The organism is Nitrobacter sp. NHB1, from assembly GCF_036964665.1.
In the GTDB taxonomy this organism is placed as follows: Bacteria; Pseudomonadota; Alphaproteobacteria; order Rhizobiales; family Xanthobacteraceae; genus Nitrobacter.
The window spans coordinates 1-21,609 of record NZ_JBAMDA010000004.1 but is presented as its reverse complement, the minus strand read 5'-3'; the positions used below and the strand labels follow the sequence as shown (position 1 = coordinate 21,609).

Genomic DNA, 21,609 nt, shown 5'->3' with positions numbered 1-21,609 from the left:
GCCCTGCCTGCTTACGCCTCGACCGGTCGTTGTTATTGCCTTTTCGTTCCCTCATGCTAGCCCCGCCAGGTAAACCACCGAGAACATCGCGATCCAGACGATGTCGAGAAAATGCCAGAACAGCGAAAGCCGCATGATACCGAGCTTGGTCTTCGTATCCAGGCCGTAGCGCGCGATCTGGCCCACCAGGCAGATCAGCCAGACGCAGGCGGCGGTAACGTGCAGCCCGTGCAGCGGTACCAGATCGAAGAATGCGGACAGAAAACCACTACGGCTGGGTATGCCGCCTTTGGCAAACATGCTGTTGAAGTCGTGCAGTTCGAAGCCCAGGAAGGCAACACCCAGTACCAGCGTTACAGCCAGCCAAACGATCAACCGCGCTTTGCTGCGCTTGTACTTCAATGCCAGCGATGCCATGCCAAAAGTAAAGCTGCTGGCCAGCAGCAGCAGTGTCTCGATGAAGACGCTCTTGATGTCATATAGCTGATGCGGCCCTGGGCCCCCCGCGGTGCTATTCAACGACGTCACGTAAGTGGCGAACACCATGCTGAACAGGATGGAATCGCTCATAAGGAAGACCCAGAACCCGAACATCACGGTTTCGGCGGCATCGTTATCCCTGCCATGCGCGGGTCCGAGATTCAGTCCCGGATGCTTGAAGACTTGCTGGCTCATGGCACTACCCCATTGGCCTGATGCTGAGCGAGACCGTCGTTGGCCGGGCTGCGTTCGTCCGCACGGGAGATGGCGGTAGCGACTGCCACGGCGTTTAGCCAGCGGTCGCTTTGCTGGCGGACGTCCTGCGCCGGGACGATGCGGGTAGTATCGCGCGCGAAACCACGGATGATCATGGCCGCTATCGCGGCCGCGAAAGCCAAGATCACTATCCACCAGATATGCCAGACGAGGCCGAAGGCGAGCACGAAACCAATCAGCCCGATCAAGGGGCCCATGGCGCTATTCTTTGGTAGCTCGATATCCTTATAAGTATCGGCCCGCTGATAGGCGCTGCCATCTTCTTTGGACATGGTGAATGCATCGCGGCCCTTGACCACGGGGATCACCGCAAAATTGTATTCGGGCGGTGGCGCCGACACCGCCCATTCCAGACTGCGGCCATCCCAAGGGTCGCCCGCGAGAACACGGTTCTCGTTCCGACGTTTGATGGACACCCAAAGCTGTATTGCCAGCGCTGCCAACGCGACAAGAATCAGCAGCGCGCCAAGGAACGCCGCCCATTCGAGCGGCACATATGAGGGCTGGGCGTAGGCCACCGTGCGCCGAGGAAGACCCATGAGTCCCAACGCATATAGCGGGAAGAACGCGAGCATGAACCCGAAGATCCAGCATAACGCTGAAAGCATGCCCCAGCGCTCGTTAAGGCGAAAGCCGAACGCCTTGGGAAACCAGAAATGATAGGCGGAAATCATGCCAAACAACACGCCCGGCACTGCAACATTGTGGAAATGGGCAACCAGGAACACCGTGTTGTGCACCTGATAATCGACGGTGGGATCAGCCAGCAGGATGCCGGTCATGCCACCGAGAACAAAAAGCAGGATGAAGCCGATCGAATAGACCATTGGCACGGTGAAGCGCACCCTGCCGCGAAACATCGTCAGCATCCAGTCATAGATTTTCACTCCGGTGGGAATTCCGATCAGCATCGAAGCGATACCGAACACCGCATTGATGTTGGCGCTCTGCCCCATGGTGAAGAAGTGGTGCAGCCACACTGTGAACGACAGGATCGCGATCGCCATGGTGGCCATCACCAGCGATAGGTAGCCGTACAGCGTCTTGCCGGAAAATGTCGAAATGATCTCCGAATAGACACCGAAGGCCGGCAGGATCAGGATGTAGACTTCCGGATGTCCAAACAACCAGAACAAGTTGGCGAAGTTCATCATGTTGCCACCAAGGGCATTGGTGAAAAAGTGGAACCCAAGATAGCGATCAAGGGCCAGTTGCGCCGTAGCCACGGTCAACGGCGGCATCGCGAAAATCATGATGACGCTGGTACATAGCGCGGTCCACGTGAACAGTGGCATCCGCGTCAAATTCATGCCGGGCGCTCGCTCCTTATAAATAGTGACGGCAAAGTTGATGCCCGTGAAGGTGGATCCGAGCGAAGCCAACGAAAGCGCCCAGATCCAGTAATCCGGGCCGACGCCGGGACTGAACGTCGCCTCCGTGTAGGGCGGATAACCAAACCAGCCACCAGTGGAGAATTTGCCAATCACCAGCGACACCATCACAAGTGCTGCGCCCGCCGCAGTCAGTCCTAGACTGATGGAATTGAGCACGGGGAAGGATACGTCGCGCGCGCCGATCTGCAACGGCATCACATAATTGATGATACCGGTAAGGAATGGCATCGCCATGAAAAAAGTCATGATGGTGCCGTGCGTGCTGAACAGTTGCGCGAAATGATCCGGCGAGAGAAAGCCGCCACCCAGGCCAAATGCCTGCTGTCCCCGCATCAACGCCGCTTCGATGAGCGCACGTACCAGCATGACGAGCGCGATCGTCACGTACATGATGCCGATCTTCTTGTGGTCGACACTGGTCATCCAGTCCGACCAAAGCGCGTGCCATAACTTGTACCTCGTCAGCAGCGTGACCAGCAAGATTGCGCCGATCACCACCATCGACGCGGCCGCAGTGGCGATGCAGCCGTTGATAATGTTGCTTTCGGTGGGGCGCTGGAGCATGTCCCACTTAGGCGTATATTTTGAGGTCTTGTTGCCATAGCGATATCGCCAGGCAAAGAACGGCAGCAGCAGGAAACTGCAAAAGCCGGCTGCCGCCGACGCCTTGCGCGCCAAGGCTGCCGCGCTATTCGACCACTTCAATGACGTGTTTTGGAACGAGGACATAGGCTTTTATGCCTTTTGCCTTGACGGCGACAAAAAGCAGGTTCTCTCCCTCGCATCGAACCCGGGACAATGTCTCTGGTCGGGGATTGTGCCCCCGGAACGAGCGCGACGAGTGGTCGAACGACTAATGCGACCGGATATGTGGAGCGGCTGGGGTATCCGCACCTTGTCGTCCGATCACGTTAGCTTCAATCCGTATCACTATCAGGTTGGCGCAGTGTGGCCGCACGATAACGGCTTCATTGCCCAAGGTATGAAACGGTATGGCTTCCATGACGAAGCCAATAGGATTGCCGAGGCCGTCACGCGCGCGATTGATTTCTTTGAGTTGGACCAAGTACCGGAGCTTTACGCTGGCACGCAGAAAGAACTGGGATCATTCCCGGTGCAATATCTCGGCGCCAATGTTCCTCAGGGCTGGGCCGCGGGAACGATGTTTTCTCTTCTCCAGGCCATACTGGGATTTCAGCCGGATGCGCCAAACGGCAAACTATATGTCGATCCCGTCCTACCCGATTGGCTGCCCGAAATAACTGTTCGCGACCTCAAACTAGGCAAGGAGAGCTTTGACATTCGTTTCGTTCAATTCGGCAACGATACGCAATTCCAAGTGCTAAAAGGCCCACCGGATGGCGTATCGCGGCGACCGATGGCCATGCTTCGCCCCGGAGGTATAAAAGAGGTGTGCCTTACCAAAGGGCAGGAGATCGGTTTGAAAACGTTCTGACATAAGCTCCCAGTGGAAACATCGGCGCCGCTCGCCGTTCAATAAATGTCGAGCATAGAGTCTCGACACTATACGCCGGAGAGTCGAATTGACCGAGCACTATGACCTGATCGTTATCGGCAGCGGCCCCGGCGGCGCTTCGCTCGCCCAAGCACTTGCCCCGACCGGAAAGCGCATCCTGATCCTTGAGCGCGGCGATTATCTGCCGCGTGAGGAGGCGAACTGGAGCGCGCAAGCCGTCTTCGTCGACGGCAGATATCAGGCCTCCGAGACATGGATCAATGCTGATAGCGGCACTTTCAGCCCGCAACTGCACTATTATGTGGGCGGCAATTCCAAGGTCTATGGCTCAGCGCTGTTTCGACTGCGCGAACGCGATTTCGACGAGATCACACATGCCGGCGGCATATCGCCAGCGTGGCCGCTCAAGTATCACGTCTTCGCCCCCTATTATGACTCCGCAGAGACGTTGTTCCATGTCCACGGCGCGCGCGACGAAGATCCCACTGAGCCCCCGACAACCAAGCCTTACCCCTATCCTGCAATAAAGCATGAGCCCAAGGTTGCCGAGCTGTCCGACAAGCTGACTGGCATCGGTCTCAAGCCTTTCCATCTCCCGCTCGGTATCTTGCTTGATCAGAAAGAGGATGGCTTCGCCACGCCGACTAGCACCTGCATGCGCTGCAGCGCATTCGATGGCTTCCCCTGTCTCCTCAATGGCAAGGCGGATGCACAGGTGATCTGTATTGATCCGATGCTGGCGAAACACGACAATGTGACTCTAATGACCAGCGCCTATGTCTCGAAGCTCGGGACCGATGTCAGTGGCCGGCGAGTCGATGCCGTCCATGTAGAACGCAACGGACAACAGGAAATCTATTCGGCCAACATTGTGGTAGTTGCGTGTGGATCGCTTTCCTCCGCGTTACTTCTATTGCGCTCCGCCAATGACCGTCATCGCAACGGACTCGCCAACAGCTCTGACCAGGTTGGACGCAATTACATGCGCCACGAAATGAGCATCGTCATGGCGGTGATGCGTCACGTCAACGAGACAGTGTTCCAGAAGACGTTGGCGTTCAGCGATTTTTATTTCGGCAGCGACGATTGGGACTATCCCCTCGGCCTGATCCAGATGTGCGCGACCAGCCACGCCGACCAGATAAAGGGTGAGGAACTGCCCGGTTGGCTCGAGTGGCTGCCCAATATGCCATTCGGCGAGATCGCTCGCCATTCGATGGATTTCTGGTTGCAAGCCGAGGACTTGCCTCATTCGAACAACCGCGTCTATTACAAGGAGGGCAAGGTTCATCTCGATCTAATTCCAACCAATCCTCAAGCGCTCGAACATTTGAAGCGCAAGCTGAAGGATGTTCTGTCGAAGATTGGCTGGCCCGCCGTGTTGCTCGAACGCTCGCTCTATCTCGGCAAGAATATCCCGCTCTCCGGCACCGCGCACCAGGCGGGCACATGCCGCTTCGGCACAGATCCGGCGACGTCGGTGCTGAATCTGGATTGCCGCGCCCACGAAGTCGACAATCTCTACATCACCGACGCGAGCTTCTTCCCCTCTATCGGCGCGGTGAACCCAACGCTCACGATCATCGCGAATGCGCTGCGCGTGGCCGATATCATCAAGGAGCGGCTATGACGACGTCGGAAATCGTCGCGCTCGTCGTTCGTTATGGCCTTGTGCTGCTGTTCCTGCCGTTCAGCGCACTCGACAAGATTTTCGGTTTCGATCACGCGGTCAAGCAAGCGCAGAGCATGTTCAAGCCGCGTCCGATCGCGATCACGATGATCCTGATTGGTCTGTTTGTCGAAATCGTCTGCACGCTCGGCGTCGTCACCGGCATCGCCGACCGGGCGTGTGCCTTCATCATTGCCGGCTACTGCGTTGCGACAGCGGTTCTATATAAACAATTCTGGGCACAGGGCGATTTCTGGTCTGATCCCGACGGCAAGGGTCGTACACTGCTGTGGGACTTCCTGAAGAATCTGTCGCTTGGCGCCGGCTTCCTGCTGATCGTCATCGGCACGGACGGCACAGGGCTTGTCCCCTTCCTCCATGCCCCCCTGGCCTCCAGCCATCCTTACCGAGTACACCCATGAGCGATCAAGCTCCCAAGGCAGGCCCCAAGCCATCCGTTCCCTATTGGCATCTGCATGTCGATGGCGATGGCATCAGCCATCTGTCGCAATGCGCGCTCACCGATTACGAGCTCAAGGCAGTCGGCCCAGCGGACCCGCAGTGGAACGACAAGATGGAGCGCGGCGAGGCCACCGTTGTCTTCACCGTCCAACCCGTCGGTTGGGTAGGCGACTGGCATGAGAACCCGGCGCCACAATGGATCATCGTGCTGTCCGGCCGTTGGTGGATCGAAAGCATGGACGGCACGCGCATCGAGCAGAGGCCGGGCGACTTCTCGTTCGGAGAGGATCAAGGCTGCACCGAAACCGATGGCAAGAAGGGCCACAAGTCCGGCGCGATCGGCGACGAACCGTGCTGCCTGATGACCATCCAGCTGCATGTCGATCCGATGCGCGAGCCATGCCACCTGACATGATTTTCCGGGAGATCGCAGGTTTTCGGCTCGTTTCCGCTGATCCCGCGCGGTTGGTCACCTTTTATCGGGCGATCGGTTTCGATGCCGACGAGGCAACCCCCATTCCCGTTGCGGACATGAAACTGCTCGGCCTCGCAGGCGCCGGTTCGCGGATCGCAATGTCGCTCAGCCGAAGCCGCGTGGATCTCGAAAGCTTCGATCATCGGGGTCGCCCCTATCCACGTGATACGACTGCCTGCGATCTTGTGTTCCAGCACCTCGCGCTCGTCACAGACGATGCGGAGGCCGCATGGTCTCGCGCACGCGACGCAGGCGCCACGCCGATCAGCCAGGAGTGCCCGGTAACGCTGCCCAAGTCCGCCGGCGGTGTGACTGTGGTCAAGTTTCGCGATCCCGAAGGTCATCCGCTCGAATTCATCCAATTTCCGCGAGGCGCTAATCGCGAGTGGGAGGGCACGGGCATAATGGGCATCGACCACAGCGCGATTTCGGTCAGCGATGTCGCGGCCAGCCGGCACTTCTATGCGCGTCACGGGCTAAGACCGGGAAATGCGACGCTCAATCACGGCCCAACCCAAGTAGCGCTCGACGGACTCGACGGCGTCGAGGGTACGCGTCCGACGAGGACCGCCTTGTTTGACGAGGGTATCTCGTGAAGCATGTGACCTTAAGTTTAGCTTTAAGGTCATCAGGCGATGCGGGTTGAGGTTTTAGACCCTATGTTCGCGGTGCGCTGAAAGGCGGCCCGCCTCACGGCATGCAACGATCCGAGGATTGAGCCGTCTGGAGACGGCAGAGAGCCTCATGCATGGGAGACGGGCCACATGGATTCTATCATTTACGTTGGACTTGATGTGCACAAAGCGACCGTGTCGGTAGCAGTTGCCGAGGGCGGGCGGTCTGGCGAGATCCGCCAAATTGGCGTCTTTGCAAACCGCGCGGACGTGCTGACCAAGATGGTGGCGCGGCTGGTGCGTCCTGGGCTTCGCTTGAGCTTCTGCTACGAAGCGGGCCCCTGCGGCTATGGCTTGCATCGGTTGTTGACGGGGCTCGGGCATGGCTGCGTGGTCATCGCGCCCTCGCTAATCCCGATCAAAGCGGGTGACCGGGTGAAGACCGATCGGCGCGACGCGCTGATGCTGGCAAAGCTGCACCGAGCGGGCGAATTGACAGCTGTCTGGGTACCGGACGTCGCGCACGAAGCCATGCGGGATCTGGTTCGAGCACGAACGACGGCAGTGCGGGTACTGGGCAAGGCGCGCCAGCATCTCGGTGGCTTTCTACTTCGCCATGCCAAGATCTTCGCGGGACAGGGAGCCTGGACGCTGGCCTACCGGCGCTGGCTCACGACGGTGCGGTTCGACCATCCGGCCCAGCAGATTGTGCTGCAGGACTACATCTACGCTGTCGAGGACGCCGAGAAGCGAATTGCCCGCCTGGTGCAACAGATCGAGCAACAGGCTGTTGAAGAAGTGTCCGGTCTGGCTTTAGGGGGTGGATTGATCGCCGTTGCGATAGGCGAATGTGATCTGGATCGAGCGGCGTCGAGCAGTTTGGCGTGCGGTGGGACGGCGCGGTCATGCTGGCACCGCCATGAGCTTCGGCAGTCGCACCAGATTGTAAGCGGCGGCTGCGAAGGTGAAGGCCCATCCGACGCGGTCGCGGCCGCGGAAGCGGGTCTTGTCCTGGCGGGCGACCGTCTTAATCCAGCCGAACGCTTCCTCAATGCGCTTGCGGATGCGCTGGCTGACGGCATAGCCGCTGTGCCGCGTCGTGCGTCCGTCGATCGCCGAGCTTCGGCCGCTCGTGTTCTGCGCCACGTGCGGCGTCACCTTCATCGAGCGCAACTCGTTGACGAAGTCCTCCGTGTCATAGGCCTTATCAGCGCCAAGCGTGATAGCCGGGGGCCGGTCGGCGCGAGGTTCTCCCGTTCCAGCGCCTTCAACGTCTACCCCTTTGAGGGTTCTCGGTATTGACGTTCATTCTTAGCACCTCTTGCAATCGCCTATCCACCTCCGCCTGCATTCTCGGGTTGGCGGCCATGGCAACCACTTGCCCGCTCTCGTCGCGGCGCACATTGGCTGCGCAGCCGTAAGCCCGCAGAAGCTGTTCGACGGCCACGATGCTGATTGCTGGCTGAGCCTGCTGCGGGGGCGCCGGCACGTGCATCTGCAATCCTTCAGGCCGAATGTCTTCTATCCTTGGTCCTACGTCCTCTTCTCTCGGCCTGCTTTTTGTTCTGGTCCTACCGGTTGTTCTGGTCCTGCTGTTGTTGGTTGTTTTGGTTGGCCTGGGGGCTCTATTTTTCGTCGACATGTTCAAGTCCTGTTCTCGCTCACCATCGCGCCGACCCCTTAATGAGGAGTAACGGCGGGTTCTGATACGACGCTAATTCGTTCTCAAAGAACGAATCGTAATCGAGAAAATCCACTTGGAGAGTCTTAACGGCAGGTTGCCTATCTTTCTTCCTCCATCGTTACCGCGACATTTCCATTCGCCGACAACCTCACCTTGTTGCCTTCCACACCAACGATAAGACCCTTATCGATGAAATGGTGATGACCCTTATGCGCACCCTCACCGCTGTCCTTCTTGGTTAGCTTAATCCTTCCACCTTCAACCTTGTCCACTGTGCCCACATGAGCCCCATCGGCGCCGATGACTTCCATATGCTCTTTGATTTCCATAACCGTCTCTCTTGTGCGCATGACAAGGCTTGATGAGAGAAACGGTTCCACCCTCTGGCTCTGTTCCGTTCCCAAAGAACGAATCGGTAGCTCGGCCAATCCTTCACTTTTCCGAGTACACGCCTTACGAGAGGATTATTGGAACAAAAGTTCCTCCTCCGCGTCATTCTGTCCGGCAACAAGTGCCTTGACGGAGTCCAAATGGCCAGGACATCGCGTGTAGAACATGCAAACGATCGGAGCAAAGATAAACAAAGCAGCAGCGCGCAGCTTTTCGGCGAGATCGCAAATAGTGCGTCGCGGCAGGCTGGTCGCGCGCCAATCTTTGTCGCCGCTGTCGCGCTTGTTTTGATTTGGGCGGTTACAGGCCCGTTATTCGAATTCTCCGACACCTGGCAATTGGTGATCAACACCGGGACGACCATCGTGACGTTCCTGATGGTGTTTTTGATTCAGAACTCCCAAAACCGAGATGGTGCGTCCGTCGCTGAAGCGAGCCAGTATCTCCTGTATCTACTTCTCGGCATCGTCGCTCATCTTCACGCTCCTCTCAGCCGTTCTTTCTAATATAGAGGGCATCCTACGAGGCCCGTCCTTCGATTTTTTGGTTCGATTGATGTGGCCGCACATCTCCTCGGACGAGGCGCACGGGAATTGCCTTCGGCTTTTCACCGCCTGACGACCGATACTTTGCAACGCGCTTGAGGGATGGGTTGGGCGAAGGAGGTCACACGCCCCGGCGGTCAAGGACCGTGCGGCAGCAGCGAGCCCGGTAAGCTGCGGAAGAGGTCGGCACGCGAAGTGCGTGCGGAGCGCCCTGCCTCGCCCGACAAGACAGACCTTGCGCAGCCCGTACCGAAAAAAGCGGGCGGCCCTGCCCGGCAATAAAGCGACCTCCGCCGTGATGGGCGTTACCATCAGCAAACCTGACAAGGCGTTATGGCCAGGCGCCGGGAAGAATGCGGGGGAAACAAAGCTCGATCTTGTAAAATAGCTGGAAGCTGTCGGGCTGTGATGATCGAGCACCTCAAAGGCCGGCCATGTTCGATCATTCGTGCGCCCGATGGCATCACGGGCGAGACATTCTTCCAGCGTCATGCGATGCCCGGCATTACAAACCTTGTCAGGTGCCGTCCGGAATGCGGTTGGAATTCGGTGTGGCACATTCTCGGGTAACATGAAGGTATCGTTTCAGGCGGCAAGGTCAATCGGCTGATCAATGGGTTGTGTCGAGAGCGTCTGCCAACCGTCCACCTTGCGCATGTTGATCTGTCCTGAAGCGAGCAGCGCCCAGAACAACGTCGTGGCGGTGTCGGCGGATGGCAGAACAGTTTGCGTCTTGATCCGTCGCTTGAATTCTTCGTGCAAACGCTCGATTGCATTTGTGGTGCGTACACTGCGCCATTGGCTCGGCGGCAGGCGCGTGAAGGTGAACAAGCGTTCTCCCGCCTCCTCGAGGCTATCGGCAACGGCGCGATGCTTGAGCCGCCATTTGCGGACGAAGGCCTTGCGGCGCGTTTCGATCTCCTCAGGCGTCGTCGCGTAGATCATGTCGTTGTAATCCGCGGTGATCTCGTCATGCAGCCGCTCGGGGGCATGGGCGAACAGGTTTCTGTGCTTGTGAACCGTGCAGCGGCGTTGCACCCGCACGGCGTCCCAGACGCAGGCAATGGCCTTGTCGAGCCCCGGCGCGCCGTCGACAATGAGGAACTCGGGCCGCCGCAGCCCGCGCTTGATGAGATCGTCGAGGACAGTGCGCCATGCCTCGGCGCTCTCCCCGCCCATGCTCTTGATCGCGAGCAGCACCTTTTGGCCGTCCGCGCGCACGCCGAGGACAACGAGCAGCGAGATCGAGGTCGCCTTGCGGTCGAGCCGCACGCAAACGACGGTGCCGTCGAGGATCAGGCGCACGATCGAATCCTCGGCCAGCGAGCGGGTGTTCCAGGCATCCCAATCGCTCTTCACCTTGCGCCAGGTCCGGCTCACGGTGTCCTTGCCGACGGTGCCGCCGAACAACGCCGCCAGCGCGCGGCGCACCCGCTGGGTGTTGGTGCCGGCAAGATAGGTGCTCGCGATCAGCGCGTCGGCGGCCAGCGTGCGCCGCTGATAGGCCCGCAGCGCCAGGCTCTTCCATTCCGTCGTCCCGCCCGCGGACGTGGTCAGACGGGCGCGCGGCACCGCGATCTCGATCGCCCCGAACGTGCCGGTCAGCGACCGCGTCCGGCTGCCGTGGCGGTGACCCGCAACGCCGGCTCTTCCTTCACTGCCGGTCGTCGGGCTACGCCCGTAACGCGGCCGGGAAAGCGCCGCCTCAAGCTCGCCGCGGAGCAGTTCTTCGATGAACTCACACGATCGAGCCCGCACTTCGGCCTCAAGCGGATCAAACCAGTTGTCGAAAAGATCGCCGGTCATCGGCCGCAGGCTGCAAGGAATCAGGCTTCATGGTAATGCTCGTCATGGCGTGGTCTCCGGTCCGACGCTTCAACGCCGGAATGATTCGAGGTTGAACACCCCGGAGACTACGCCACACTCAATTCCTACCAACTCCGCGACGGGACCCGAAGCTTCTGGATCTTACAATCAACGAACAACTGCAAGGAAGCTACGCCCGCACCTGTCCAGTTGGCGGCTTGGACATCGAGATCACTCTGCCGGGCAAACTGTTCAGCGAATTCCCTTCACATCCACCGATCTTGTCATTGTCTATCAGAGCGAAATACGCCTGATGGCGGAGACCTCTACGGATGCCTCTGTATGATTTGGCCGAGGTGAAAAGTACTGGGTGGCATCCTCATAGCGTCTGGGGCTTCTGGCTTTGGTTGATTGAGGATACGAGCTGCAAAAGCTGCGGCGTGAACGCTTGCGAGGATGGAAGCTGAAGCGGGTTGATCATGTTGTGGCCTTCACTCGCTCAAGCCGTCGCCGGGAACGACGGATCGATGCCGTCAGCCCTCAGCCGATCAATCACGGAGCGGCGGACGTATTCAGATTTGGTTTGAAGCTCGCGATTCGCCGCCGCGTCGATTGCCCCCGAAAGCGATTTCAGTGCGCGAATTGCAGAAGCTTGGTGTGATGTTCCATGGCGTGTCCACATGCTGACGTCATGCGGATCACGGTATAAGGCGCGTCGAGACCTGCCAGCTAAGTTCTGAGCGCATGCAAAGAGTCTGATGAATGTGGAAGACTTGACGGGCTACGGTCCACCGATCTCAATCCGTGAGGTCGGTGACTGTGCTGTCGAACGCGGGAGCGACCTGCCTGCCAACCCACCGATAGGAACCTTTATAATACGATTCAGTTGGCTCACGGGCGATATGCCTGTGCCACTTAACTGCGAGGAGAACACAATGAAGAACAAAACGTCACGTGATCTCTCGTTTCGTCCAAGTAGCTTTGCGGTATGGTCACGCCGAGACCTGATGAGAACGATCGGGCTTGCCGCGGCATTGGCCAGCACGGCTTTTCCCATTTATGCGCAGACCCAGCAGCAAAAGATCAGCAAATCGGAAGCCAAATACCAGGACAAGCCAAACGGAAACCAGCGTTGTCAAATGTGCCAGCACTTCCAGGCTCCAAACCAGTGCGAGTTGGTCGAGGGCGGAATTAGCCCCAATGGCTGGTGCCAACATTTCAAGGCAAAGAATACGTAGCCCGAACGACATGTGCCGTACGGCGCCGGTAGCCAAGGCTGACGATGGGTGAGACATCCGCGAGCAGGACCGCCAGACGGCGCCGGCGCTTCTCGATCGCCGGCCGGCTCGCGTATATATCCGCGGTCGATTCCTGGCGAGAACTGCCGGGCGGCGAAATCGAGTTCACCGACTGCGGAGCGCGGATTAATTGAAAAATGGAAACCCGCCGGCGAGAGGTCACCGGCGGGTCATTACACCACCCATAGGGTAGACGGAGCTGGCCATCCACTCATTCAATGCCCGCAGGCACGCATTCGTTCCCGACAAAAAGGTCACGCGATAGGTCACCAAGGGTCATCCGTTGTGCTCCACCAAAAAGGCCCGCCGGACGAGGTGCCATGCGGGCCTTTTTGGTTCGGGGGTGGACCAGCCAAGTTATCCCCCCGTCCCGGCCGGTTAATGCCGGCGAGGGGCAGGAGTTCCGGACAAAAGAAACCCGCCGGGCATGGCGGGCTGTCAATCTTGGAGGTTTGGGCGCGGGCACATGTCTCTTGGTTATAGAGCGATGATTGATGCCCCGCATGGTCTCAAAAATTCAAGTCCCAGTCTAGCGGCCAGCTAAAAAGATTGAGACTGCATGAACCGGGGATGTCCCGGGTTCTGTTGAATTTCTGAAGAGGTCGGCGTTGCCCACCTTGAGCCGGTAGGCTCGGGGTGCTGATTCCACAAGGAGAGCAACGCCATGACGAGAGATATCACACCGGCTGGTTTGCCGGCGACCGGAGCTGTGGACGAAGCGTTTGCGGAAGTGCGGGCGCGCTTCGATCGGTTCTGCCTTACGGCAGGGATCGAAGTGCTCGGCACGATGATGGAAGCGGATGTCACGGCGGCCTGCGGGCCACGCCACGGTCGCGATGCGGCGCGGCGGGCGCACCGTTGGGGCCGAACGCGGGGGCGGATCGGCTTCCACGGCGGCAAGATCGAGGTCGAGCGCCCGCGGGCCCGGGGCGTGGACGGCCGCGAGATCACGATCCCGAGCTGGGAAACGGCGGCGCAGGAGGACTGGCTCGGTCGCTGGGCGATGAACCTGATGCTGATCAATGTGTCGACGCGCCGGTTCGGTCGCGCTGTCCGGCTGCCCGAGGGTGACGTGCCGGCACCGCCCGGATCGGGGGTTTCGAAGTCGGCGGCCTCGCGGAGGTTCGTAGCGCTGTCGGCGGCGCGGCTGGCCGACTTCATGGCTGCCGATCTATCCGCGCTCGACCTTCTGGTGGTGCAAATCGACGGGCTGCATCTCGGCGGCGATCTCGTGCTGGTCGCCGCGATCGGGGTTGACGGCGAAGGCAACAAGCATCCGCTGGCGCTGGTGGAAGGGGCGAGCGAGAACGCCGCGACGGTTCAGGCCCCTGCTGGACAACCTGGTCGTGCGCGGGCTCGACCCGACGATGCCAAGACTGTTTATCGTCGACGGCGCAAAAGCATTGTCGAAGGCGATCCGCCGTACCTTCGGTTCGGCCGCCGCGATCCAGCGCTGCCAGATCCACAAGGCGCGCAACATCATGGAACGCCTGCCGAAAGAGCATCATGCGGCCACCCGTCGGGTGCTGCGCCAGGCCTGGGAGCTCGATGACGCCGACAAGGCTGAAAACTTGATCCGCAATCTCGCGCGTCGACTCGACCAGCAATGGCCTGGCGTAGCGGCCAGCATCCTCGAAGGCCTAGACGAAATCCTGACCATGGTCCGGTTGAAGCTGCCAAAGGAGCTTCGTCGATCGCTCGCCTGTACCAACATCGCCGAGAACATGATGGGCACCATTCGCCGCGTCACCCGCAACGTCAAACGCTGGCGGGATGCCGGTATGGCCTTGCGATGGGTCGCGGCCGGCATGATCGAGGCCAACAAGGGCTTCCGACGATTGAAGGCGCCAGATCGGGACATCCCCGCATGAACCCGCTCCGGCGGGTTTTCTATAATGAAAAAGGCCGCCCAAGGGGCGGCCTTCGAGTAAAGCGAGCGCGACTGCACGGCTCGATTAGAAACCGCCGCTGTATCCGGTTTTTTCTTGGCCCTGAGGGTTATTGTCCGGATCATCTTCCTCTACGGCCTTCGTGATTTCGGCCTTGCGAGTTTTTTCGTCTTGCTGCTCTATCTGCGGTCTCTCGCCTCGATTCTGCTGTTGATCGGGGTTTTGCTTGTTCATAGTGTTTTGGTCGGGGTATCCAGGGTCCGGGTTCCCCGCGTCTGCAGGCGCGGATGGACGCCCTTGGCGCATATTGTCAGGCGCCGCGGGGGGGTGATCTCCCTGAGGGTCCTGGTATACATCTTTGCCAACGCTCGGACGTGTTTCGGGATCGTTCATAGCGGCACTCCTTTTTCCAGGGTGGACCTAACCAATTCCCCAACTTGCCCTCTGTTCCTCCCGCGTCCGGCGGGGTTTTTTATTGGCCTATCGGATCACCGAATTCGCCGCATCCGTCAGCGCCGGCTCACCCTCACTCATCGTGACCAACCCGCGCTGTTCCAGCAAAGCCAGATCATCACTGCGTGGCACCATGAGCTTCGCTCGCCCCGAGCGGATATCACGAAGCACCCAACGAAGTCTGATCGCAGCATCCACATCTAAGTCGCAGAGCGGGTTCGTTATCTCCCACTTCTCGTCAGTCATTGAAAACCTCTGTGCCTGGCAGCACCATTTCCGCGATTGTCAGGATCATCTCTAAGTCGCGCTTCATACCAGTCTGATCGCCGCTCTATAGGACGAAGATGGCCAGGGTCCGGATATCGACCAGCGCTTCCTCTAATGTTGGCTCTGCGGTTGCCTCACTCATGCGAACCATCCTTGTCCGCGAAACTTGTAGCTGTCTATCGATTAGCATTGCCGTTCAGAACGTTGCGAACTGGTAGACGGCTGCAACCGTACCGATTGCGACCATGCTTCGTGTCTGGCTGCGGTTTCCGCCTGCTCGGCTTTTTTCAGCAAGGCTTCTCGGACGGGACCTGGCTCCAGTTCGCTCGCATGTGCTCGCGTCTTGTTGGCCCAAGAAGTAAGGCGATCCTGAAGAGTGAGTTGCTTAAAACCACGACGTTTTGCCATTGCCGTATCCCAGACTCTCCTGAAGATAGCAGAGGACTCACGAGAACACCGATATAAACAGACCGTCGACCAGCCCCAACCCCGGGGTGGCACTTTCCACAAGTCCGGAATAGGTTTGCGCTTGCACCATGTTGCCGCCTGGCGTCTTGATCGGTGGATCGAAGCGGCGAGACCAGTTCATTCCAGCTACCACTCATTCGACGTGCCGATGTCCTCAATGAGGTGCCAGCGCCTGATCCGGTCCGGCAGAGGCTCGCATAGAACCGTTCCCACGCGGCCTTGAACTCGTTCTTCGCGGCTTCCAGACTATCAGCCGATCCATTGCATCATGACGGGATCGGGAGCGGCGGGTTGACGTTCCACGTCCAGACGAAGCCCTGCCATGAACGTTCTTCGGCAAGCCTGATCCTGCCGACGCTGCGGCCCTCATGGATCACGCAATAGTCGTTATCGAGCTTGTCGCCGGCTATGACGGTAGGTCGGAGAGGAGGTTCATCCTGCCAATTTAAGGTCACGAGGAACGAATCCTAGCGATGCTCCTCACGAACCGAGTCATGAGTCATTTGTCCCGCTCAAATTCTATGACAGCATCCAGGTCATCTGAGCTCAGCATATCTTCTGCCACCCAAGCATCTCCTTCACGCTTCAGATCACCGGGGCGGACTTGATACAGAGAGTTCCGGATTCTGGCATTAAGAGGATCAAAATCTGCCGGGAGTGTGCCGACACGGCGGCCCTGCTGCATTACCGGGAGACGTTCGAGACCCAGCCATTGGATGAGATTGTCCGCTCCGAACTGCGCAACAGCGCTTTCCTCAAGCGTCACAAAACGACCGTCGTCCAACTGATATGTGACAGTCCCGCGCCGTTCGTCTTCCTCTCTATCTATCCTCTTCATTTTCCTAGCACGCGCGCCTTAAGTCGAGACCAAGATCGGTCGTCCATGATGATAGTTTCCCAAGACAAACCTAACTCCATCCTCTTAGCTTCTGCTTTTCTTGCGTCAACCAAAACTTCGCCGTCTTCAGACGAACCGAGCATTCCGAGAATTTTTGAAAGCAGTTTCAATCGTTCGTTTTGATGAGCAACCGGCCCTTGGTGCCGTTTCTTGCGGTTGTGGCTTCTAGCTTCCCTTTGCCGCGTCGCCAAAACCCACTTACCCTCGACGCGAACTACCTTTCCCACAGCTTCCAAAGTTCGCAAGGCGCGATGGACTGATGCGATGATCGACCTGCTGCGGACGCCATGGTTGATGAGGTCCCATCGCGGAGTTGGTAGGAATTGAGTGTGGCGTAGTCTCCGGGGTGTTCAACCTCGAATCATCCGGCGTTGAAGCGTCGGACTGGAGACCACGCCATGACGAGCATTACCATGAAGCCTGATTCCTTGCAGCCTGCGGCCGATATGACCGGCGATCTTTTCGACAACTGGTTTGATCCACTTGAGGCCGAAGTGCGGGCTCGATCGCGTGAGTTCATCGAAGAACTGCTCGCAGAGGTCTACCGGACCTTTGCGATCCTGTTTCACCGCTTGCCCCCGCCTCTCCGGCGGCAGGCGGACGATCTCCTGCTGCGCTCACTATCGGGGCTCGGCGATCACATCCTGACAAGCGAACTCGAAACGTCCCTGACGACTCTGGCTGCCGCGTTGAACTCGGACGGCAGGTCGCAGTGCGCCGGGGCGATCGAGGCCGCGCAGCGCCAACTTGAACTGAGCATCGGCCGGCTCAACTCGCGCTCGACCCGCACCAGGCCGGCGGCGAGCGCTCGCGGCCGAGCGATTGAGGGATCCGATGGCGGTACACGCTTCGAAAACGGTCATCTACGCTGCGCTCTTGGGCAACACGCTGATCGCGATCAGCAAGTACGGCGCGGCCTGGCTCACCGGAAGCGCCGCCATGCTGAGCGAGGCCATTCACTCGACCGTCGACACCGGCAACCAAGCGCTCCTCCTTTACGGCCTCAAGCGCGCGGCAAGGCCCGCCGACGCGGAGCATCCGTTGGGGCATGGTCTCCAGCTCTATTTCTGGGTCTTCGTCGTCGCTGTGCTGATCTTCGGCGTCGGAGCCGGACTGTCGCTGTACCACGGCATTGAAAAGGTGCGCCATCCGCAGCCAATCGAGAACGCCTATGTGAGCTACATCGTTCTCGGGCTGGCGATAGTTTTCGAGGCTGCCGTCTGGGTCGTGGCATTCCGTGAATTCCGACGATCGCAGGGAGATTTCGGCTGGGTTTCGGCGATGCGGCGCAGCAAGGATCCGGTGGTATTCACGGTGTTGCTGGAGGACAGCGCGGCGATGCTTGGCCTCGCCGCCGCCATGGCCGGCGTCTTCCTTTCGCAGGCGCTCGATCTGCCGGTTCTCGACGGCGTAGCTTCCATTATAATCGGGTTGATCCTCGCCACTACCGCTGCCTTTCTTGCCTACGAAGCCCAGAGTCTGCTCACCGGCGAGGCAATCGCTCCAGAAACACGCGCCGATATCCGACGGATCGCTGCCGCCGAATCCGGCGTGGCCGGCATCAACGAGATGCTCACCATGCATTTCGGGCCGCGCGAGGTGCTGGTCACGCTGAGCCTCGAATTCGCCGACCAGATTTCCGCAGCTGACGTCGAGAACGCGGTAAGCGCTATCGAGCGGCGCATCCGAATGGCCCACCCGGAGGTTTTGCGGGTATTTGTCGAAGCTCAGAGCCTTCTTGCACACCGCACTGCGGCCCTCGCCCGTCTCCCGCAAACCGCGGACGCGCGGGGCCGAAATCTTGTCGAAGCTCCATCGGGAACCGCTACGAATCAAAGGCTGCGATGAATTCGAAACCCTTGGGCAACAGGTGGCCAGCCCATTCCTTATGGGCGCATCGGTGAGCCGGAGGATATCGGCCGGGCCATCGTCTGGCTTGCGTCCGACGCGTCCGACTACGTCACGGGTACAGCGCTCGTCGTCGACGGTGGGATGACGCTCTATCCCGCGTTCCGTGGCGAAGGCTGACAGAAAAGGAAGGGTAGCATGTCGAAGCCTATCGAGGACTATGGCATCATCGGTAACATGATCTCCGCAGCGCTCGTGAGCCGCGACGGGTCGATCGACTGGCTTTGCCTGCCGCGCTTCGACTCCGCTGCGTGCTTCGCTGCCCTCCTAGGCGGTCCAAAGCACGGCCGCTGGCTGCTGGCGCCTGAGGATCCCGCCTGCCGTATCAGCCGGCGCTACGTCCCCGGAACCGCGGTGCTTGAGACGCGCTTCGAGACTGCGACAGGGGCCTGCACGCTTACTGATTTCATGCCTCTCACCGACGATGAAGAGAAAGTCGATGTTGTGCGCATCGTGCGTGACGTATGGGGCGAGGTGTCGATGAGCATGGAGCTCATCCTCCGTTTCAACTACGGGCAGGCCGTTCCCTGGGTGAGACATCGCGATTACGGCCTAAGCGCCGTCGCAGGCCCCGACGCGGTCGAATTGCACACGGCCGTCGCATTGGAGGGCCGAGAAATGAAGAGCACGGCTCGCTTCACTGCTCGGGAAAACGAAGAGGTGCCTTTCACGCTCTCCTATCATCGCTCCCACAAGATGCCGCACTTCGTGCCGGATCGTTCGGAGACTATGGACCGCACGATTTCGTGGTGGCAAGAATGGTCGAAACGATGCCGCTTTGACATCAAGCACAACGTATGGCGCGATGCGGTCATCCGCTCTCTCATCACGCTTAAATTGCTGACGTTCGGACCGACAGGGGGCATCGTGGCGGCGCCGACGACGTCGCTTCCGGAAGCGATCGGCGGCAGCCGCAACTGGGATTATCGCTATTGCTGGCTGCGCGACTCCGCGCTCACTCTGTACGCGCTGTTGAACGCAGGTTATCGCGAAGAGGCGGAGGCTTGGCGGCAATGGTTGTTGCGCGCTGCTGCCGGGCATCCCGAGCAGCTTCGTATCATGTATGGCATTGCTGGCGAACGCTGGCTGCCGGAGAATGAAGTTCCTTGGCTGCCGGGCTATGAGGAGAGTTCCCCGGTCAGGGTTGGTAATGAAGCAGTCGGCCAGATGCAGCTCGACGTTTATGGCGAACTAGTCGAAACATTGCATACCGCGCGCGAAGCTGAACTGGCGCCGCTGGCCGAAGCCTGGCGCTTGCAAAGCGTCCTTCTCGATCATCTCGAGACGGTCTGGCAAAAGCCGGACAATGGGATATGGGAAGTGCGGGGAGAACCCCGAGCCTTCACCCATTCCCGGCTGATGTGCTGGGTCGCCTTCGACCGGGCTATCAAGTCCGCCGAGCATTTCGGTCTGGATGGCCCGGTTGATCGCTGGCGGGAACTGCGCGACACGATCCACGCTGATATTTGCGAAAGCGGCTTTGATCCCAAGCGCAATAGCTTCACGCAGCACTATGGCGGCGAGGCTCTGGATGCGAGCCTCCTCCTCATCCCGCAAGTCGGATTCTTGCCTGCCGACGACCCGCGCGTGGTCGGCACGATCACGGCAATCGAGCAGGAACTGGTCTGCAATGGGTTCGTGCTGCGTTATTCGCCGGACCAGGTCGATGATGGAATCGGCGGCGAAGAAGGCGCGTTTCTCGCCTGCAGCTTCTGGCTGGCCGACGCCTATGTGATGCTCGGCCGGATCGATGATGCATCAAAACTCTTCGAGAGCCTTCTGGCCGTGCGCAACGATCTCGGGCTGCTCGCGGAAGAATACGATCCCATTCGAAGGCGGCTCGTGGGCAACTTTCCCCAGGGCTTCTCACATATCGGGCTCATCGATACGGCCTTCAACCTGATCGATGCGCGCGGCCCGGCGCAGCAGCGCTCCAAGCGGGTCGCACCAACAGGCGGCAAAGCCCGGTGAACGATTTCCCGGTGCCATTAGTCGTTGACCAGCGTTTGCAGCAATGGTGGCGCGCGCATCTTTTTGCCTGAACGTGAAGTCCGCGAGAAACTCGTCGGAACGGCGGGCTGTGGCCGAATTGCCGTTTCGGAGCCGGCGCGGAACGGGACTTGCTGAGACGGTAATTCGAAGCTCGAAACCGTTACGGTGCAGACGCAATCTCGCGAAACGAAACAAGCCTATGCCGATCCTCATCCCAAAGGGCCTTGCGTACACAGCGAAGGCTTTGCTGCGCACCAGAGTCAGCCGTCCGATGGAGGAAAGCTGCGGGTGATCCTTCAATACCTGTGGCAACCGGTAATAAGGAATCCGACTGCACAGATGATGGACGTGGCGCACGCCGATATTGGCGGTAAACCAACGCAGGACGTTGGGCAGGTCATAGTGCGAGCTGCCTTGCAGCGCGGCTTCGTGACGATTCCAGCCATCGTCACGGGCCCAGAATGTATCCTCAAACTGGTGCTGGACATAGAACAGCCAGACACCGATCGAGGTGGCAAGAAGCGTGATAGGCAACTGCACAAGCAGGAATGGACCAAGCCCAAACAGCGAGACCATGGTCGCCAGAAGAACTGCGATTGCAACATTCGTCGCCATCGCGCTTAGCCAAGGTTGCCAGCCACGGCGCGTAAGTCCCATCGGCAACCGATGCCGAAAGATGAACAGATATGCCGGGCCGACTCCGAACATCACGATCGGATGCCGGTACAAGCGGTATAAGAGCTGGCCCCCCTTGGAGAGCGCCAGGAACTCACGGACAGTCAGCGTATCGATGTCGCCGATTCCGCGCCGATCGAGATTACCCGAGCTGGCATGGTGGAGGGCGTGAGCCCGCCGCCAGAAACCGTATGGCGTCAGTGTCAGCACGCCGATGACGCGCCCAACCCAATCATTCGCGAGGCGGTGGCGGAAGAACGATCCGTGGCCGCAATCGTGCTGGATCATGAAAAGACGCACGAGAAAGCCCGCAGCCGGCACAGCTAGCAGCAATCCAATCCAATAGCCGGCATCGAGAGTAGCCCACGTTATAACCTGCGGATTCCGATTTATTCCGGCCGGGTATTCCGATTTGAAGCCGGCCACTGTTCCGACATGAAGCCGGCCACCGTTCCGACATGAAGCCGGCCGGGTTTTTGGAAGTCGGCG

The 21,609-nt window shown here is 59.4% G+C and carries 17 protein-coding genes and 7 pseudogenes; 14 read left to right on the top strand and 10 right to left on the bottom strand.

All coding sequences use genetic code 11. From position 1 onward, the window contains the following. Window positions 1–51: 51 nt before the first annotated feature. Both V4R08_RS17105 and V4R08_RS17100 read right to left on the bottom strand, forming a co-directional pair. A complete protein-coding gene (locus V4R08_RS17105) occupies window positions 52–675 on the bottom strand; it encodes a cytochrome c oxidase subunit 3 (protein ID WP_335580576.1) in 624 nt (207 codons plus the stop codon). Beyond that, window positions 672–2,714, bottom strand: coding sequence for a cbb3-type cytochrome c oxidase subunit I (locus tag V4R08_RS17100; RefSeq protein ID WP_335580719.1), 2,043 nt, complete (start codon window positions 2,712–2,714; stop codon window positions 672–674). Before V4R08_RS17100 ends, V4R08_RS17105 begins: the two co-directional genes overlap by 4 nt. Before the next feature lie 103 nt (window positions 2,715–2,817). Between V4R08_RS17100 and V4R08_RS17095 the strand changes: the two genes are divergently transcribed. The 6 genes and pseudogenes from V4R08_RS17095 to V4R08_RS17070 all read left to right on the top strand — a co-directional run. Continuing rightward, a complete protein-coding gene (locus V4R08_RS17095) occupies window positions 2,818–3,606 on the top strand; it encodes an amylo-alpha-1,6-glucosidase (RefSeq protein WP_335580575.1) in 789 nt (262 codons plus the stop codon). Window positions 3,607–3,694: 88 nt separating this feature from the next. After that, window positions 3,695–5,257: a GMC oxidoreductase gene (locus V4R08_RS17090; protein ID WP_335580574.1), complete on the top strand. Its 1,563-nt coding sequence runs from the start codon at window positions 3,695–3,697 to the stop codon at window positions 5,255–5,257. Further along, entirely contained in the window at window positions 5,254–5,718 is a 465-nt protein-coding gene (locus V4R08_RS17085) for a DoxX family protein (RefSeq protein ID WP_335580573.1), read from the top strand. The genes V4R08_RS17090 and V4R08_RS17085 overlap by 4 nt, the downstream gene beginning before the upstream one ends. Beyond that, on the top strand, window positions 5,715–6,173 hold the full coding sequence (locus tag V4R08_RS17080; protein WP_335580572.1) for a cupin domain-containing protein: 459 nt from the start codon (window positions 5,715–5,717) through the stop codon (window positions 6,171–6,173). Before V4R08_RS17085 ends, V4R08_RS17080 begins: the two co-directional genes overlap by 4 nt. After that, a complete protein-coding gene (locus V4R08_RS17075; protein ID WP_335580571.1) occupies window positions 6,158–6,829 on the top strand; it encodes a VOC family protein in 672 nt (223 codons plus the stop codon). The genes V4R08_RS17080 and V4R08_RS17075 overlap by 16 nt, the downstream gene beginning before the upstream one ends. A 168-nt stretch (window positions 6,830–6,997) precedes the next feature. Then, window positions 6,998–7,444: pseudogene (locus V4R08_RS17070) on the top strand (IS110 family transposase); the annotation flags it as partial. Between the two features lie 306 nt (window positions 7,445–7,750). On the opposite strand, the pseudogene V4R08_RS17065 reads toward V4R08_RS17070, so the two are convergent. Together V4R08_RS17065 and V4R08_RS17060 are read right to left on the bottom strand one after the other, a co-directional pair. Beyond that, window positions 7,751–8,098: pseudogene (locus V4R08_RS17065) on the bottom strand (transposase); the annotation flags it as partial. A gap of 531 nt (window positions 8,099–8,629) precedes the next feature. After that, complete coding sequence (locus tag V4R08_RS17060; RefSeq protein ID WP_335580570.1) at window positions 8,630–8,860, bottom strand: DUF2171 domain-containing protein; 231 nt, start codon at window positions 8,858–8,860, stop codon at window positions 8,630–8,632. 201 nt (window positions 8,861–9,061) lie between these two features. Between V4R08_RS17060 and V4R08_RS17055 the strand changes: the two are divergent. Beyond that, window positions 9,062–9,346, top strand: a pseudogene (locus V4R08_RS17055) (low affinity iron permease family protein); the annotation flags it as partial. Window positions 9,347–9,799: 453 nt separating this feature from the next. Next, entirely contained in the window at window positions 9,800–10,036 is a 237-nt protein-coding gene (ligD, locus tag V4R08_RS18295; protein WP_442935706.1) for a non-homologous end-joining DNA ligase LigD, read from the top strand. Between the two features lie 15 nt (window positions 10,037–10,051). On the opposite strand, the gene V4R08_RS17050 is transcribed toward ligD, so the two are convergent. Continuing rightward, window positions 10,052–11,272 carry an IS256 family transposase gene (locus tag V4R08_RS17050; RefSeq protein WP_442935705.1) on the bottom strand — a complete coding sequence of 407 codons (1,221 nt, stop codon included), beginning with the start codon at window positions 11,270–11,272 and terminating at the stop codon, window positions 10,052–10,054. 935 nt (window positions 11,273–12,207) lie between these two features. Between V4R08_RS17050 and V4R08_RS17045 the strand changes: the two genes are divergently transcribed. Both V4R08_RS17045 and V4R08_RS17040 read left to right on the top strand, forming a co-directional pair. Further along, window positions 12,208–12,510, top strand: a complete 303-nt coding sequence (locus V4R08_RS17045) for a high potential iron sulfur protein (protein WP_335580568.1) — start codon at window positions 12,208–12,210, stop codon at window positions 12,508–12,510. A gap of 724 nt (window positions 12,511–13,234) precedes the next feature. Then, window positions 13,235–14,417: pseudogene (locus V4R08_RS17040) on the top strand (IS256-like element ISNha10 family transposase); the annotation flags it as partial. 108 nt (window positions 14,418–14,525) lie between these two features. On the opposite strand, the gene V4R08_RS17035 reads toward V4R08_RS17040, so the two are convergent. The 4 genes from V4R08_RS17035 to V4R08_RS17020 all read right to left on the bottom strand — a co-directional run bounded on the left by V4R08_RS17035 (window position 14,526) and on the right by V4R08_RS17020 (window position 16,772). Beyond that, entirely contained in the window at window positions 14,526–14,852 is a 327-nt protein-coding gene (locus V4R08_RS17035) for a hypothetical protein (protein WP_335580567.1), read from the bottom strand. An 87-nt stretch (window positions 14,853–14,939) separates the two neighbouring features. Then, window positions 14,940–15,158, bottom strand: coding sequence for a hypothetical protein (locus tag V4R08_RS17030; RefSeq protein WP_335580566.1), 219 nt, complete (start codon window positions 15,156–15,158; stop codon window positions 14,940–14,942). A gap of 988 nt (window positions 15,159–16,146) precedes the next feature. Beyond that, window positions 16,147–16,485 (bottom strand): hypothetical protein, encoded by a 339-nt coding sequence (locus tag V4R08_RS17025; protein WP_335580565.1) that lies wholly within the window; start codon window positions 16,483–16,485, stop codon window positions 16,147–16,149. After that, complete coding sequence (locus V4R08_RS17020; RefSeq protein WP_335580564.1) at window positions 16,482–16,772, bottom strand: hypothetical protein; 291 nt, start codon at window positions 16,770–16,772, stop codon at window positions 16,482–16,484. Before V4R08_RS17020 ends, V4R08_RS17025 begins: the two co-directional genes overlap by 4 nt. 171 nt (window positions 16,773–16,943) lie before the next feature. Here V4R08_RS17020 and V4R08_RS17015 point away from each other — a divergent pair. From V4R08_RS17015 to V4R08_RS17000, 4 genes and pseudogenes are all read left to right on the top strand, one after another. After that, window positions 16,944–17,078 (top strand): annotated as a pseudogene (locus V4R08_RS17015) (IS256 family transposase); the annotation flags it as partial. Between the two features lie 301 nt (window positions 17,079–17,379). Continuing rightward, complete coding sequence (locus V4R08_RS17010) at window positions 17,380–18,393, top strand: cation diffusion facilitator family transporter (protein WP_335580563.1); 1,014 nt, start codon at window positions 17,380–17,382, stop codon at window positions 18,391–18,393. 33 nt (window positions 18,394–18,426) lie between these two features. Then, window positions 18,427–18,573, top strand: a pseudogene (locus V4R08_RS17005) (SDR family oxidoreductase); the annotation flags it as partial. Window positions 18,574–18,591: 18 nt separating this feature from the next. Next, the gene (locus V4R08_RS17000; protein ID WP_335580562.1) at window positions 18,592–20,424 is read left to right on the top strand and encodes a glycoside hydrolase family 15 protein; all 1,833 of its coding nucleotides are present in this window, start codon (window positions 18,592–18,594) and stop codon (window positions 20,422–20,424) included. A gap of 181 nt (window positions 20,425–20,605) precedes the next feature. On the opposite strand, the pseudogene V4R08_RS16995 reads toward V4R08_RS17000, so the two are convergent. Then, window positions 20,606–21,546: pseudogene (locus tag V4R08_RS16995) on the bottom strand (fatty acid desaturase). Window positions 21,547–21,609: the final 63 nt, after the last annotated feature.